This is a genomic window from Methylocystis sp. Uni0008 (assembly GCF_056838045.1).
This window is the reverse complement of the sequence record NZ_CM166370.1, coordinates 2677867-2692922: the sequence shown is the minus strand read 5'-3', so window position 1 is coordinate 2692922 and position 15056 is coordinate 2677867. Positions and strand designations below refer to the sequence as shown.

Here is a 15056-nt window from a genome sequence, read left to right as displayed (position 1 = left end):
CGGCTAGACCGTCACGAGCCCCAGATCGTCAGCGCGGCGCAGAGCGCAAACGGCAACGTCGCAAGCGCCAGAACAGCCGAAACGCACAAAAACCGCTCCGCTTCGCTCGCCTCTCTCGGAGCCGCCTTGTCCTGCCAATGAATGAACGCCATCACCATCCCCTTACGATTCAACGCACGCTCATAGACAACGCGCGAGACGCAAAATCGTTGCAGAGCCGTTAACAGCAATGGCGCCGGCGGCGGTCAGTGGCGGGCGGCGGCGAGCGGCGCGCGCGACAGATGCTGGCGCGGCTGCGCCGGCGCAGGCGCGGCGCTTTCGCTGAACAGCTCCGCGAGCTTCTCGGTCATGGCGCCGCCCAGCTCCTCGGCGTCGACGATCGTCACCGCGCGGCGATAGTAGCGGGTGACGTCATGGCCGATGCCGATGGCGATGAGTTCGACTGGCGACCTCGTCTCGATTTCATGAATTACCTGGCGCAGATGGCGTTCGAGATAGTTGCCGGGGTTCACGGAGAGCGTTGAATCGTCGACCGGCGCGCCGTCCGAGATCATCATCAGGATGCGCCGCTGCTCGGAACGCGCGAGCAGGCGGCGATGCGCCCAGTCCAGCGCCTCGCCGTCGATGTTCTCCTTGAGCAGCCCCTCGCGCATCATCAGGCCGAGATTGCGCCGCGCCCGCCGCCAGGGGGCGTCGGCGGCCTTATAAATAATGTGGCGGATGTCGTTCAGCCGGCCGGGATTGGGCTTTTTCCCCTCGGTGATCCAGGCCTCGCGGGACTGGCCGCCCTTCCAGGCGCGCGTCGTGAAGCCGAGGATCTCGACCTTCACGCCGCAGCGCTCCAGCGTGCGGGCCAGAATGTCGGCGCAGGTGGCGGCGACCGTGATCGGGCGCCCGCGCATCGAGCCGGAATTGTCGAGCAGCAGCGTCACCACCGTGTCGCGGAAATCCATGTCCTTTTCGCGTTTGAAGGAGAGCGGCTGCTGCGGATCGATAATGATCCGCGGCAGGCGCGCGGGGTCGAGCATGCCCTCTTCGAGATCGAATTCCCAGGATCGGCTCTGCTGCGCCATCAGCCGCCGCTGCAGGCGGTTCGCGAGCCGTCCCACGACCGAGGAGAGATGCAAGAGCTGCTTGTCGAGATAGGCACGCAGCCGGTCCAGCTCCTCGGCGTCGCAGAGTTCCTCGGCGCGAATGATCTCGTCGAATCGCGTGGTGTAGGCGTGGTAATCGGCGCCGGCGCGCTCGGCGGCGTTGGTCGCCGGACGGCGCGCTTCGGCCGCCTCTTCGGCGTCTCCGGCGTCGGCCTCACGCTCGGTCTCGCCATAGGGCGCTTCGGCGGAGTCGCTTTCGCCTTCCTGCTCGGCGTCTTCCGCCGCGAGCGCCGTATCCATCTCCGTGGCGCTTTTCGACTCCTGATCGTCCCGTTCGTCGCTCTCGCTCTGATCCGGATTCTGCGGCGCCTCCTCGCTTTCCTCGTCGGACTTCGTCTCGTCCGGCGCTTCGCCGCTGGCCATGTCGAGATGCGAGAGGAGTTCGCGCACGATCTGCGCGAACAGCTTCTGGTCTTCGACGGCGCCGGACAGCCGGTCGAGGTCGGCGCCGGCGCGCTCTTCGATCATGTCGCGCCACAGCTCGACGATCTTCTGCCCGTTCGGCGGCGGCGTGAGACCCGTCAGACGCTGGCGGGCGAGCAGCGCCAGCGCGTCCTCGAGCGGCGCGTCCTCGCGGCTCGAAATCTCGGCGGCGTGGCTGCGCTGATAGCGGTCGTCGAGCATCGCGCCGATATTAGCGGCGACGCCCGGCATCCGCATCGCGCCGATCGACTCGCAGCGCGCCTGCTCCATGGCGTCGAAGGCGGCGCGGGCGGCCTGCGGCTCCGGCGAATAGCGCCGGTGCAGCGCGTCATCGTGGCAGGCGAGGCGCAGCGCGAGCGAATCCGCCTGGCCGCGCAGAATGGCCGCGTCCTTCACGCTCAGCCGTCGCGGCGGTTCGGTCAGCCGCGCCTTCGCCCCCTCCGCGCCGGCGATGAGCGAAGGCCGCTCCGGGGCATAGATGACGTCGAGCTCCGGCGAGCGCGCCATGGCGCGCATCGCCCCGGCGACCGCGCGCTTGAAGGGCTCCTGCGGCGCCTCCTTGGGCGAGGCGGGCCGTCGATTTGTCGGCGATGGGGGCATCCCTGACTATATGCGCGCCGGCCGTGGAGGCCGCAAGCGAAATGCGCCGCGCGGGCGGCCGTCCCTTTCCCTGGTCCGCCTCGTTCAAATGCGTGACGCGCGCCTCGGCGGATTGGCTAGGATCAATCCGTCGTCATTCATTTTTTTCGGGAGATTTCCATGAAATCGCTTTCGCTGCGCGCCGCCGCATTTGCTTCCGCCGCGCTCCTTAGCCTTTTCGTCTCCAACGAAGCGCGCGCCGCGGCGCTCTGGGTCGTCAGCTTCGAGTCGCGTCTGCCCTTCAACACCTGCGTGCGCGACATGGACAGAATCCTGCGCAACAACGGCATGACCGACATCGGCGGGGACGGTGCGGGCGTCGGCGGCACCAAGGGCGGCGTGCGCGCCCACGCGGTTTGCGTGCGGCGGCAGCGCTCGGGCCCTTGCAACACCGACGGGCTGAGCATCGTGATTTCGGCCGCCGGGGACAATGTGAACGACGCGCGGGACACGGTTCAGCGCGTCCGCAACGCCTATGGCAATCCCGTCCTCATCGACTGCAATTAAGCAGAGCGCGCGCGGCGGACGGTCTTCGGCTGAATTGGCGCAAACCCTACAATTTCCGTTCGGCCTTGCCGAAATTGGAAAGATCGCCTTCCGCCGCGGCGCGCCGGCGCCAGGATTTGGCGATGGCCGGATATTTGATTTCCTTGGAGATGCGGGAAATCTGCTGTTGCAGCTTCTCGCCGCCGCAGTTCGGGCAGACCGGCTGGTCCGACCCGCGCACCAGCAGCTCGAATTCCGCCGCGCAGGCGTCGCAGACATAGGCGTAAAGCGGCATCAGGCCCTCGCGTCAAATGCGTTCGCCGCTGACGCGAGCAATTTTCGTTCCGCCTGACCGCGGCATGTGCGCCGCAACGGCTAGGTCATCACCACGTTCACCGCGCTTTCGGGCAGCTCCTTGCCGAAGCAGCGCTGGTAGAACTCGGCGACGAGCGGGCGCTCCAGCTCGTCGCACTTGTTCAGGAAGGTCATGCGGAAGGCGAAGCCGATGTCGCCGAAAATCTCGGCGTTTTCCGCCCAGGTGATCACCGTACGCGGGCTCATCACCGTCGAAAGGTCGCCGGCCATGCAGGCGTTGCGGGTGAGATCCGCGACCCGCACCATCTTGTTGGCGATGTCGCGGCCTTCCTTCGTCGCGCCATAGGATTTCACCTTGGCGAGCACGATGTTGGTCTCCGCGTCATGCGGCAGATAATTGAGCGTCGCGACGATCGACCAGCGGTCCATCTGCGCCTGATTGATCTGCTGCGTGCCGTGATAGAGGCCCGAGGTGTCGCCGAGCCCGACCGTATTGGCGGTGGCGAACAGTCGGAACGCCGGATGCGGCCGGATGACCCGGTTCTGATCGAGCAGCGTCAGGCGGCCCGAGACCTCGAGGACGCGCTGAATCACGAACATCACGTCCGGCCGTCCGGCGTCATATTCGTCGAAGCACAGCGCGACATTGTGCTGCACCGCCCAGGGCAGAATGCCGTCGCGGAACTCGGTAACCTGCTTGCCGTCCTTGAGGACGATCGCGTCCTTGCCGACAAGGTCGATGCGCGAGATGTGGCTGTCGAGATTGACGCGCACGAAGGGCCAGTTGAGCCGCGCCGCGACCTGCTCGATATGCGTCGACTTTCCGGTGCCATGATAGCCGGTCACCATCACGCGCCGGTTCTTGGCGAAGCCGGCGAGAATGGCCAGCGTCGTCTGCCGGTCGAAGAGGTAGTCGGAATCCAACTCCGGCACATGCTCGTTGCGCTCGGAAAAAGCCGGAACCTCCATATCGGAGTCGATTCCGAACACCTGGCGCACCGAGATCTTCATGTCCGGGAGGCTGTCGAGGCCCGTTGCGGCGTGTTCTAGAGCGACCAAAATGCATCCTCCTCGCGCGGACCCTGCAATCCTTGCGCCCCGCGTAAATTGCGCCGAATCCGTCCCTGCCCGGCGAAAAACCCTGCTCTGTCCGAGCGTTCAGACGAGCTTGGCGGCCCTCAGCGTCTTATAGGCATGGATGATTTCCCGCAATTTTTCCTCGCGGGAACGGTCGCCGCCGTTGGCGTCGGGATGGTGGCGCTTGACGAGTTCCTTGTAGCGCGCGCGGATCGCTTCGCGGTCCGCCGTCTCCTCGAGCCCCATGGCGACAAGCGCCCTGACCGTCACGGGCGAATGCTGTGGACCCCGGCGTTCCTGCGCCGGCTGCGGACGGCGGAACCGTTGGCGATAGAGGCCGAGCGGATCGACCGCCGCCGTCGCGTCCTCGCGAAACCCGGCCTGTCCGCGCCGCGTTCCCATGGACCAGGTCGGGCGATGGCCGACCGTCGCATCCTTCATGTAGCGAGCGACCGAGGCGTCATCCATGCCATTGAAATAATTATAGGTCGCGTTGTATTCCCGGACGTGTTCGAGGCAGAAGCAGAGATACTGCCCCTCGCGCAGCCGTCCCATCGGGGCGCGATAGGCGCCCTCCGCCTCGCAGCCGGGCGAATCGCAGCGAATCGTTTTCTCGCGCGGAGCCTCGCGAGGCTCCCGCTGCGTTCGGATGCGGTCGAAGAGGGGCGAATTCAGGTTCATTTCATTCCATTATGATGGCGCCGCAGCAAGCCGCAAGCGCAACCGGCGCCAGATGTGCTAATTCGGCGTCGACCGGGAGATGAAAAATGGCGGAACAGGGTAAAGGCGTCGTCAAGGCGCGCATCGCGCAGAAACTTACCGACGCCCTCGCGCCGGCGGCGCTCAACGTAATCGACGAGTCGCACCGCCACGCCGGCCATGGGCATCACCATCATCCCGAAGGCGAAACCCACTTCAGTGTGGAGGTGGTGAGCGCGGCTTTCGAGGGCAAGAGTTTGATCGAGCGGCATCGTCTCGTCAATGCGCTCCTCGCCGATGAACTGGCCGATCGGGTGCACGCGCTGGCGATCAGCGCCAAGACGCCGCAGGAGGCGGCGCGCGCCTGAGCGATCAACTGCGAAGCGGCGCGCCATCCGGGCCGCATTCGATCTCGGAAACGTCCTCGCCCATGGCGATGCGCGCGCGGGTCAGCGCCCCGTCGGCGGCGTAGGCATAATCATGCCTCAGCTCGACCTCGCCATAGACGAGCTTTTCACAACTTGCGAGCCTGCCTTCGGCGTCGTAGGTCGCGCGGATATAGGTGTTGCGATTGGCGATCGCCCCCGCCTCCAGCGGCCCCACGAGATTCAACGGCAGCCGCAGCCCGCTGTAGGTGAGAAAATACCGATATCCGTCTTCAATGTTTTCCGACATCATCCCCTCCCGACTGGCGGCGTTTCTGCAAGCGACGCCGCGCAACTCCAATGGTACGAGAAAATCGCGCCAACGAATGGCTGGCGCCATGCGCGGCTAAGCCCGACGGCCCTTGACCGTCGGTCGGGCAGCGCGTAGCGCGGTCGGCGAGTGCGGCGCAGCTTCGACGAATGGCCGCCGCGAGAAGGACGCCGACATGCCCACCGACAAAGCGGCGAAGCCCGGCGCGAAGCCGAAAAATCCCTGCTTCTCTTCCGGCCCCTGCGCCAAGCGTCCGGGATGGGCGCTTGCAAATCTTGCGGGGGCGACGCTCGGCCGCTCGCACCGATCGAAGGCGGGGAAGGAGAAACTGGCGCAGGCGATCGCGCTGACGCAGGAGATTCTACGCGTTCCTGCCGATCACCGCATCGGCATCGTGCCGGCGTCGGACACCGGCGCCGTTGAGATCGCGCTCTGGTCGCTGCTCGGTCCGCGCGGCGTCGACGTCGTCGCCTGGGAAAGCTTCTCGAGGGACTGGGTCAATGACGTCCTCAACCAGCTGAAGATCGAGAAGGCGCGCAGCATCATTGCGCCCTATGGCGAATTGCCTGATCTTTCGCAGATCGACTTCGACAGAGACGTCGTCTTCGCCTGGAACGGCACGACGTCGGGCGTGCGGGTCCCGAACGCCGACTTCATTCCGCCAGACCGCAAAGGCCTGACGATCTGTGACGCGACGTCGGCGGCTTTCGCGCAGCCGCTCGATTTCGACAAGCTCGATGTGACGACCTACAGCTGGCAGAAGGTTCTTGGCGGCGAGGCCGCACATGGGATGCTCATTCTCTCGCCGCGCGCCGTCGAGCGGCTCGAGACCTATACGCCGCCCTGGCCGATGCCGAAGATTTTCCGGCTGACGAAAAAGGGCAAGCTGAACGAAGGGATTTTTCAGGGCGAGACGATCAACACGCCCTCGCTCCTCGCGGTCGAAGATTATCTTGACGCGCTCTCCTGGGCGAAATCGATCGGCGGACTAGAAGCGCTGTTCGCGCGCTCGAACGCCAATGCCCGGGCCGTCGCCGACTGGGTGGGAAGAACGCCCTGGATCGATTTTCTCGCCAAAGACCCGCCGACGCGCTCCAACACCAGCGTCTGCCTCGTCTTCTCCGATGAAAGCGCCGCCCAGGGCGCCGATGCGCGGGCGGCGCTCGCCAAGAAAATGGTGGCGATGATCGAAAAGGAGGGCGCCGGCTATGACTTCGGCGCCTATCGCGATGCGCCGCCGGGCTTCCGCATCTGGTGCGGCGCAACGGTTGAGGCGAGCGACGTGACGCTTCTGACGCAATGGCTCGACTGGGCCTATGCGCAGGCTCTCGCCGACGCTCAGCAGCCGGCGTGACGTTGCTTGCGACGCATCTCGTGATATCTTCTTTTAAGATATATCAGGAGGCGCGCATGCATAAGGCCAAGGTGTTTTGGTCGGGGCGCTCGCAGGCCGTACGCTTACCGAAAGACTATCGCATCGAGGCGGATGAGGTGCGGATCAGCCGGCGCGGCGACGCAATTATCCTCGAGCCAATTCCGAAAGATTGGTCCTGGCTGGATGCAATCGTCGGAACCATGTCCGACGACTTTATGAAAGAGGGTCGCGAGCAGCCGCCGAATCAAGAGCGCCCAGAACTCGATGAAACATTCTAAGCGTGCGTTTTCTCCTCGACACAAATGCAGTGATCAGAATTCTCAAGGGCGACGACCTATTGCTCGCGCGTCGCCTACGCGAACATCGACCCGAAGACGTATGCCTTTCTTCGATCGTCACGCATGAATTATATTTTGGCGCATACAAGAGCGCGCGGATTGAAGCCAATCTCGCTCGGTTGCATGCGCTGCGTTTTGAGGTTCTGCCTTTCGATCTCGAAGATTCGATTGTCGCCGGCGAGATTCGTGCAAAGCTCCGCGCCGAGGGAGTGCCGATCGGTCCCTATGACCTTCAAATCGCAGCTCACGCCTTGGGACGCGGACTCGTGCTTGTTACTTCGAACGTTAAGGAGTTTCGCCGTGTCGAAGGAGTAGAAATCGAAGACTGGAATGATGCGGGCTAACCGCCGCAAAACACCGATTTGGAAAATGCGCCGTCTTATTCGTGAGTGACTCAATGCCGCCGCGCGTTCTCATCTCCGATTCTCTTTCGCCCGCCGCCGCGCAGATTTTTCGCCTGCGCGGACTGGACGTCGACTTCGAACCGACGCTCGGGAAAGATAAAGACAAGCTCGCCGCCGCCATCGGCGACTATGACGGGCTGGCCATCCGCTCGGCGACGAAGGTGACCGCCGAAATCATCGAGCGGGCGCCGCGGCTGAAGGTCGTCGGGCGCGCGGGGATCGGCGTCGACAATGTCGACGTCGCCGCCGCCACGGCGCGCGGCGTCATCGTCATGAACACGCCCTTCGGCAATTCCGTCACCACGGCCGAACACGCCATCGCGCTGATGTTTGCTCTGGCGCGCGAAATTCCCGCCGCGGATGCGTCGACGCAGGCTGGCAAATGGGAAAAGAACCGCTTCCTGGGCGTCGAAATCACCGGCAAGACGCTCGGAATCATCGGCTGCGGCAACATCGGCGCGAATGTCGCCGAACGCGGTCTCGGCCTCAAGATGCGCGTAATCGCCTTCGATCCCTATCTCACCGAAGAGCGCGCCAGTGAACTCGGCGTCGAGAAGGTCGAACTCGACGATCTCCTCGCGCGCGCGGATTTCATCACGCTGCATACGCCGCTCACGCCGCAGACGAAGAATATCCTCGCGGCGGAAAGCATCGCCAAGACCTGCAGGGGCGTGCGCATCATCAATTGCGCGCGCGGCGGACTGGTCGACGAAGAGGCGCTGCGCAAAGCGCTCGACGAGGGCCATGTCGCCGGCGCGGCGCTCGACGTCTTCGCGCAGGAGCCGGCGACCGAGAACCCGTTGTTCGGCCATCCGCATGTCGTCTGCACGCCGCATCTCGGCGCCTCGACAAGCGAGGCGCAGGAAAAGGTCGCGCTGCAGATCGCCGAGCAGATGGCCGACTATCTGACGCGCGGCGCGATCGCCAACGCCGTGAACTTCCCCTCGATCAGCGCCGAAGAGGCGCCGCGGCTGAAGCCCTTCGTCGAACTCGCCGAAAAGCTCGGGCTCTTCGTCGGCCAGGTCGCGCGCGCCGGCGTCGACAGATTGTCGATCATCTATGAAGGGGTGGTGGCTTTGCAGAAGACGCGGCCAATCACGGCGGCGGCGATTTCAGGCCTGCTGCGACCCATTCTCGAGGACGTCAACCCGGTCTCGGCGCCGATTCTCGCGAAAGAGCGCGGACTCGCCATCGAGGAAATCACCCGCGAGGCGCAGGGCGACTATGAATCGCTTGTCACGCTCAGCGCGCATACGGCTCAAGGCGTCATCAGCGTTTCGGGCACCGTGTTCCACGACGGCAAGCCGCGCATCGTCGGTATCGGCGACACCAGCGTCGACGCCGAATTCGCAAAATCGATGATCTATGTGACGAATGAAGACAGGCCAGGCTTCATCGGCAGATTCGCTGGCGTGCTCGGCGACGCCGAGGTCAATATTGCAACGTTTGCGCTGGGCCGCGACAGGCCTGGCGGCGGCGCCGTGGCGCTCGTCGCCATCGACGGCGAGTTGCCGGCGCAGGCGCTTGCCGCCCTGAAGGGTCTGCCCGGCGTGAAACAGGCGACGACTCTTAAGTTCTGAGTAACGCGCCGTGGCGATAATCCGCCGACCGTACGGCGCGACTGTTGCAAGTCTGCCACTATGCCCAGCAAACGCGGGCTTGGGCCTATTTTTGCGCCTGCGCGGGCTTGCTGCGTGAGCGGCGTTGGCCACTAATCGTTAGAGTCTGCCTGGCGTATCGCCCGGCGCGACGTCTGACACTCTTGGACAAGGGAAAATCATGAGGCGTCTTGCTTTTGCACTGATCTGCGCATTCGGCGCGCTCGGCGCCCTTGCCTCTCCGGCCTTTGCGCGGAGCCCGACGCCGCCGCAGCCCGCACGGGAATATGATCCTCTAAGCGCGCTCTTTGGCGGCGGCTCCTTTGCGCCCCAGACGAGCGGCGACGGCCGTCCGCAGGCGGTCGCGATCCCGCGCGAAGTCGTCTCCTTCGACGGCAAATATGGCGCTGGCACCGTGATCATCGCGACCAATGAGCGGCGCCTTTACTATACGCTGGGCAATGGCCAGGCGATCCGCTACGGCGTCGGCGTCGGCCGCCCCGGCTTCGAATGGGCCGGCACGCGCTACATCTCCAGCAAGCGCGAATGGCCGGACTGGACGCCGCCTTCACAGATGCTGCGCCGACGTCCTGACCTTCCGAGGCACATGGAGGGCGGACTCAACAATCCGCTCGGCGCGCGCGCCATGTATCTCTCCGGCACGCTCTACCGCATTCACGGCTCCAACGAGCCCTGGACCATCGGTCAGGCGGTGTCGTCAGGCTGCATCCGGATGACCAATGACGACGTGGTCGACCTCTATAATCGGGTCAAGGTCGGCACGCGCGTGGTCGTGACGCGGTAAGAGACGCTTCCAACTGCATTCTCATGGCCGGCGCTCGCGCCGGCCATTTCATTTTGCAGGACTATTTCTCTCCGGGCCGCTCGCGATCGAGCCCCTTCGCGGCAAGCTCATGGACATAGGCGTTGAAGCGTTCCGTCGCCGTCTCGCCGAGTTCGCGCAGGTAGCGCCAGGTGTAAATGCCGGTGCGGTGCATGTCGTCGAAATCGAGGCGCACCGCGTAATTGCCGACCGGCGCGACGGCGATGATCGCGACATTGCGCTTGCCGCCGACCGTCTTACGCTCCTGCTGCGAATGGCCCTGAACTTCCGCGCTCGGACTTTGGGTGCGCAACAACTCGGCGCTGAGCGCGAATTGCGCGCCGTCGTCAAAGGACACATTCAGCATGCGTCCGCCTTCGGAGAGGCGCAGTTCAGTCGGCCAGGGCTCCTGCCCCATGATTCATCTCCAGCGCCTTGTTCAACGCGATGCGCTGCGGCGGCCGCCGCGTCGCTCGCGTCGCCGCCATATCTCTATCGCCTTCGAACGTGAGGCGCCAACGGCGTCTTCAGCGAACGTCGGCTTTTTGCATCCACCAGCTCTCCAAAGTGAAGCCGAAGGGGAACATCGGAAAGAGCGGCGTATGGGGAGGATGGCGCAGCGCGGCGCCATGCGCGCACCAGATGGCGTCCGCGTGCTGGAGCGGCACGAAATAGAATGCTGAAAGCAGGATCCGGTCGAGCGCGCGCGTCGCCGAGACGCTGTCCTCCTTCGTGCGCGATGCGAGAAGATTGTCGATCGCCGCATCGAGCGCGGGCGAAGCGGCGCCGGCGAGATTGACCGAATCTTCCCGGCCGGCGCTCGCCGTGCTCCACCGGTTCAGCTGTTCCTGGCCCGGAACGGCGGCCGGCAGCCATTGCCCGATCGTCATGTCATATTCGAAGCGTTGCCTGCGGCGCTGATACTGGATCTCGTCGTAAATGCGCGGATTGGCTTCGACGCCGATACGCTTCAACGAAGCCGCAAAATTGAGCGCAAGCCGCTCTTCGTCACGGTCGCGGATCATGATCTCGAAGACGACCGGAACGCCATTCTTCTGCAGGCGTCCGTCGACCGCGACATAGCCGGCTTCCGCAAGAAGCGCTTGCGCGCGCGCTTTGCGACCATGCGATCGCGTCCCGATCCGTCGTGCTGAACCGGCCGCCAACGGCCTTCGAGAATGTCGTCGCGAACGACCCCGGGAAACTTCGACAGAAAGGCGCGTTCGCTCGCGTTTGCAGGACGTCCTGTCGAGGCATAGTCGGAGTCGCCGAAATAGCTTTCCGTGCGGACATATAATCCGCCGTAGAAATTGGCGTTGATCCACTCGAAGTCGTAAATCATGGCGATCGCTTCGCGCAGCCGCACATCGCGAAAGATCCCTTTGCGCAGACTGAAGACGAAGCCTTCCATCCCCGTCGGGCGTCCGGGCCGCAAGGTTTCCTTCACAACAGCGCCGTTTCGAACGGCGAGAAAATCATAGCCCGTGGACCAGCGCGCGGCGCTCGTCTCCTCGCGATAGTCGAGGAGCCCCGGCTTTAAGGCCTCAAACAAGGCCGCGCCGTCGCGATAATAATCGACGTCGATCTCATCGAAATTATAGAGGCCGCGCTGGCTCGGGATGTCGCGGGCCCAATAGTCGGGGTCGCGCCGCAGGACGAGGCGCGCGCCGGGCTTCGCTTCGGCGATCACATAAGGGCCTGAGCCGAGAGGAATCGTCATGTCGAGCTCATCGAAGCGCGCCGCATTGGTGGTCTTCTTCGACAGAATCGGCATGGCGGCGAGAACGAGCGGCGCTTCGCGATCCTTCACGCCGGTCAGGTCGAAAACCACAGTGTGGTCATCAAGCGCCGCGGCGGACTTCACCAAGGCGAAAACCGCGCGATGGTTCGGCCGACCTTTTGCCTTCAGCAGTTCGAAGGAAAACAGCGCGTCCGACGCGAGGACGGGCGTCTTGTCGGAGAAGCGCGCGCGAGGGTCGAGGTGAAAGACGATATGCTCGCGCGCGTCGTCGATATCCACCGACTGCGCAATCAGCGGATAAAGCGTATAGGGCTCGTCCTGCGAACGAACCATGAGGCTTTCAAGCACATTGCCGATGATGAGTTGCGGCGCGTCTGCGAACCTCGCGTTGAACGGATTGAGACTTGCAAATCCGCCACGCTGACCGAGCCGCAAGATCCCGCCTTCTGGCGCGTCGGGGTTCGCATAAGGAAGATGATGGAAGTCCCTCGGCAGCGCTGGCTCGCCATAGAGCGCAAGACCATGCGCGACGGGAGCGCGCGAAAGATTTTCCGCAAGCGCCGAAACCGGCTGCGCGAGCGTGACCGCGTAGATCAGCGCCGCGAGACGCGCGGCGACAATCATGCGCCGCAGTGTATGGCCAGCGCGAAGCAATCCATCGCCTCCTTCGTCAAGTTGGCGGACTGAAGTATGTGACTTGCGCGATCCCCCAATTCTAAGAACTGATGATCCTGTAACCGCATACGCCGGCAAAATGGCTCAGAGATGCGGCTCTAGACGCCTTCGCCGTCGCTGATGGAGCGGCGAGAGACGGACGCCGCCCCGAAAAAAGGGGGCGACGCCACGCCGTATCAGAACTTGAGTTTTATGCCTCCGGTGAATGCGCGCGGCTGGCCGGCGATAATGCCGGCGCCCTGCGCCGTCACCAGGCCGCCGGTCGGCCAGACAAACGGCGTTTGTATCGCGGTGCCGGCGAGGAGCGAGTTGGCGACGACGAATGCGCCGGCGACATAGGTTCGATTGAAAATGTTCGAAACCTCGAAAAAGAGCTCGATGTTCTTGAAATAGAAGTTGTCTAAGTCGTGATTATAGTGCGCGTTGAAATTGAACAGGCTGTAGCTCGGAAGAGTGGTGAAATTGGCGTTGTCGATCGTATAGTTGCTCTTGAAAATATATTCGGCGTAAGCGCCGAGACCCGAGAGGTCGCCGTAGGGTTGATCATATCCAAGACGCATCGTCACAGTATGCGGCGGCACATTGGGAATGCGATTGCCGGAGCGGCCGTAGAGAATCGGAACGCCTCCGATGGTTCCCAGGTCGTCCGTATAGTTGGTGAAGAACTGATTGTTGAACGTATAGGCCGCGATCAGCCGCCATCCTTCGAAGGGCCGCCAATCGGCGTTAAGCTCCACGCCGCGGTGAAGAGAGGCGGGAATATTTTGCGAATAGCTGACGAGCGCATTGCTCAGCGTCAGAAGCTCGTTGCGATGCCATTCGTTGAAGCCTGTTACGCTGACGATGAGATCGGAGCGCGGCGTCCAGTCGATCCCAAGATCGACGCCCATATTGGTCTGAGCCTTGAGCGGATTAGCTCCGACTCCGCTTCGCGTGCTGGTGAGAAACACGAATGTCGGCGTGCTGTAGCCGGTCGAGTAGCGTGCGCGGACCTGCCATTCGGGATTATAGCGATAGGTGAGCGAGGCTTCCGGCGCCGTGTTCCAATAATCATTGTCGACCGCAACCTGAGTCGGAAATCTGGGGGCCAGATTGGCTGGGTAGTTATAGGCGGTATTGACGCCCCAAACGCGATTCCAGTTGGCGCTGAACCCGATGACGCCAGTCAGACCCGGAGCAAGAGCAATCTCTTCGCGCGCGCGCAGCCCGATATTCGACGTGTAGGAATCGATCTTGCCGACCTGCGCGCCGGTTCTGCCGCTGTACCAGGTATTGGCGATCTGATTGAAGAGCGGATTAGTGGTTTTGGCGTTGCTGTAGAAGAACTGCAGGAAATGCGTCGCCGGAAATCCAAAGATCGGCGCGTGACTGGTAATGTCGGTCTGCGCGGTGATGCCCACCGTCGGACCCCTCAAGGCCACCGGGCCGCCCTGGCCGCCAGGGCCAACTATCGGCGGCGGCCAGGCGCCGCTAATGTTATCGAGATAGTCGTAAGTGAATTGCGATCGCCAGGTCGTGGCGTTGTCGAAGTCATGCTCGAACTGAACGCCGCCGATCTGTCTGAGGGTGTTCGTATGAGTGCCAAGCTGCCAGACGCTTTGGCGCGTGAGCGCGCCGGATATGCCGTTTACCGGCACGTTCAGATTGTTGCACAAGTTGAGGTTCAGAGAAGTCGGGATGGCGCAGCCTTGTTGAAAGGGATTGAGGTAGAACACATTGATATTTTCGCGGTTGATGAACTCCGATCGCAAATTGTTGGCGATATATTTCACGATGACCCGATCGTTTGGGGTCACGTCCCATCTGCCGATAAATTTGGCTTGCTTGCCTGAGAAAGAATTGCGGGTCCAGCCGCTGCTATTGGCGTCAGACGCGAAAAACGCCAGATCGAAGGCGCCGAGCGTGCTGTCGACCACCGCCTTGCCGACCCGAACGTAATTGTTGACATAGCCGAAGCTGCCAAATTCCGAACCTGTGTGGACGCCGTCGATTTCGGCGCCTGAGAAGGTGCGGAAGTTGATCGCGCCGCCATAGGCGTAATTGCCGAAGAGCGCCGACGATGGACCGCGATAGACGTCGACGGCGGCGTAGGAATGCGGATCGAGAATATCCGTGCGGCCATTGCCGTCGGCGGTCGTGATCGGGAATCCGTCTTCGTACATCATGATATTGCGGACGCCGGTCGGAAACCCGACGCCGAGCCGATTGCCGGAGCCGCGGATCGAAATAAAAAGATCCCGCGCATTATTGCCCTGCTGTATGGAGACGCCGGGGCTGTATTCCAGCACCCTCCGGACATCGGCGAGCGGCGTTGGCCTGAGGAATTTGGTGTTGACGGTCGTCACCGTCTCGCCCGGCGGATCCCGGTAGATCGGCAGCTTCGCGCGGATGGGATTGAAGCCCGGCGCATATCCGGGGTCGCCCGTGCTCGCCTCGCTTACGGCCGGGGTTGCGACCGCCGGAACGCGTGCGGGCCGGACAGGTCCCACGCGGCGCTGGCCGCCGATGTCGATTGTGGGAAGCGCCTGCTGCGCCTGCGCGACGGACGTCGCGGACACGAGCGCGAGGGCGCCGAGTGCGACTCCGTGCATCAATTTCGACCGGGAGTTCATT

The 15056-nt window shown here is 63.3% G+C and carries 17 protein-coding genes; 7 read left to right on the top strand and 10 right to left on the bottom strand.

What is annotated here, in order from left to right; translation table 11 throughout:
• Window positions 1-11: 11 nt before the first annotated feature.
• The gene (locus AC0X69_RS13445; RefSeq protein WP_482608303.1) at window positions 12-173 is read right to left on the bottom strand and encodes a hypothetical protein; all 162 of its coding nucleotides are present in this window, start codon (window positions 171-173) and stop codon (window positions 12-14) included.
• 72 nt (window positions 174-245) lie between these two features.
• Complete coding sequence (gene cobT / locus AC0X69_RS13440) at window positions 246-2177, bottom strand: cobaltochelatase subunit CobT (protein WP_482608302.1); 1932 nt, start codon at window positions 2175-2177, stop codon at window positions 246-248.
• A gap of 159 nt (window positions 2178-2336) precedes the next feature.
• Between cobT and AC0X69_RS13435 the strand changes: the two genes are divergently transcribed.
• A complete protein-coding gene (locus tag AC0X69_RS13435; RefSeq protein ID WP_482608301.1) occupies window positions 2337-2723 on the top strand; it encodes a hypothetical protein in 387 nt (128 codons plus the stop codon).
• Between the two features lie 46 nt (window positions 2724-2769).
• Here AC0X69_RS13435 and AC0X69_RS13430 read toward each other — a convergent pair whose 3' ends face one another.
• The 3 genes from AC0X69_RS13430 to AC0X69_RS13420 all read right to left on the bottom strand — a co-directional run bounded on the left by AC0X69_RS13430 (window position 2770) and on the right by AC0X69_RS13420 (window position 4775).
• Complete coding sequence (locus tag AC0X69_RS13430; protein ID WP_482608300.1) at window positions 2770-2997, bottom strand: FmdB family zinc ribbon protein; 228 nt, start codon at window positions 2995-2997, stop codon at window positions 2770-2772.
• Window positions 2998-3077: 80 nt separating this feature from the next.
• Window positions 3078-4076: a cobaltochelatase subunit CobS gene (gene cobS / locus AC0X69_RS13425; protein WP_482608299.1), complete on the bottom strand. Its 999-nt coding sequence runs from the start codon at window positions 4074-4076 to the stop codon at window positions 3078-3080.
• A 99-nt stretch (window positions 4077-4175) separates the two neighbouring features.
• Window positions 4176-4775, bottom strand: a complete 600-nt coding sequence (locus AC0X69_RS13420; protein WP_482608298.1) for a J domain-containing protein — start codon at window positions 4773-4775, stop codon at window positions 4176-4178.
• Window positions 4776-4861: 86 nt separating this feature from the next.
• On the opposite strand from AC0X69_RS13420, the gene AC0X69_RS13415 reads away from it, so the two are divergent.
• Window positions 4862-5161, top strand: coding sequence for a BolA family protein (locus tag AC0X69_RS13415; protein WP_482608297.1), 300 nt, complete (start codon window positions 4862-4864; stop codon window positions 5159-5161).
• 4 nt (window positions 5162-5165) lie between these two features.
• Here the strand turns inward: AC0X69_RS13415 and AC0X69_RS13410 are convergent, their stop codons facing one another.
• The gene (locus tag AC0X69_RS13410; protein ID WP_482608296.1) at window positions 5166-5468 is read right to left on the bottom strand and encodes a DUF6156 family protein; all 303 of its coding nucleotides are present in this window, start codon (window positions 5466-5468) and stop codon (window positions 5166-5168) included.
• A gap of 196 nt (window positions 5469-5664) precedes the next feature.
• Here AC0X69_RS13410 and AC0X69_RS13405 point away from each other — a divergent pair, with 196 nt between their 5' ends.
• The 5 genes from AC0X69_RS13405 (at window position 5665) to AC0X69_RS13385 (ending at window position 10009) form a co-directional block, all read left to right on the top strand.
• Window positions 5665-6843 (top strand): phosphoserine transaminase, encoded by a 1179-nt coding sequence (locus AC0X69_RS13405; protein WP_482608295.1) that lies wholly within the window; start codon window positions 5665-5667, stop codon window positions 6841-6843.
• 56 nt (window positions 6844-6899) lie between these two features.
• The gene (gene vapB / locus AC0X69_RS13400; protein WP_482608294.1) at window positions 6900-7142 is read left to right on the top strand and encodes a type II toxin-antitoxin system antitoxin VapB; all 243 of its coding nucleotides are present in this window, start codon (window positions 6900-6902) and stop codon (window positions 7140-7142) included.
• Between the two features lie 29 nt (window positions 7143-7171).
• On the top strand, window positions 7172-7546 hold the full coding sequence (locus AC0X69_RS13395) for a type II toxin-antitoxin system VapC family toxin (RefSeq protein WP_482608293.1): 375 nt from the start codon (window positions 7172-7174) through the stop codon (window positions 7544-7546).
• A 53-nt stretch (window positions 7547-7599) separates the two neighbouring features.
• Window positions 7600-9186 (top strand): phosphoglycerate dehydrogenase, encoded by a 1587-nt coding sequence (serA, locus tag AC0X69_RS13390; protein WP_482608292.1) that lies wholly within the window; start codon window positions 7600-7602, stop codon window positions 9184-9186.
• Window positions 9187-9385: 199 nt separating this feature from the next.
• The gene (locus AC0X69_RS13385; protein ID WP_482608291.1) at window positions 9386-10009 is read left to right on the top strand and encodes a L,D-transpeptidase; all 624 of its coding nucleotides are present in this window, start codon (window positions 9386-9388) and stop codon (window positions 10007-10009) included.
• A gap of 61 nt (window positions 10010-10070) precedes the next feature.
• Here the strand turns inward: AC0X69_RS13385 and AC0X69_RS13380 are convergent, their stop codons facing one another.
• The 4 genes from AC0X69_RS13380 to AC0X69_RS13365 all read right to left on the bottom strand — a co-directional run bounded on the left by AC0X69_RS13380 (window position 10071) and on the right by AC0X69_RS13365 (window position 15055).
• Window positions 10071-10445, bottom strand: a complete 375-nt coding sequence (locus tag AC0X69_RS13380; protein ID WP_482608290.1) for a gamma-butyrobetaine hydroxylase family protein — start codon at window positions 10443-10445, stop codon at window positions 10071-10073.
• A gap of 109 nt (window positions 10446-10554) precedes the next feature.
• Window positions 10555-11088: a periplasmic substrate-binding domain-containing protein gene (locus AC0X69_RS13375; RefSeq protein ID WP_482613399.1), complete on the bottom strand. Its 534-nt coding sequence runs from the start codon at window positions 11086-11088 to the stop codon at window positions 10555-10557.
• The gene (locus tag AC0X69_RS13370) at window positions 11049-12422 is read right to left on the bottom strand and encodes an extracellular solute-binding protein (protein ID WP_482608289.1); all 1374 of its coding nucleotides are present in this window, start codon (window positions 12420-12422) and stop codon (window positions 11049-11051) included. Before AC0X69_RS13370 ends, AC0X69_RS13375 begins: the two co-directional genes overlap by 40 nt.
• 197 nt (window positions 12423-12619) lie before the next feature.
• Window positions 12620-15055: a TonB-dependent receptor family protein gene (locus tag AC0X69_RS13365; protein WP_482608288.1), complete on the bottom strand. Its 2436-nt coding sequence runs from the start codon at window positions 15053-15055 to the stop codon at window positions 12620-12622.
• Between the last annotated feature and the right edge of the window lies 1 nt (window position 15056).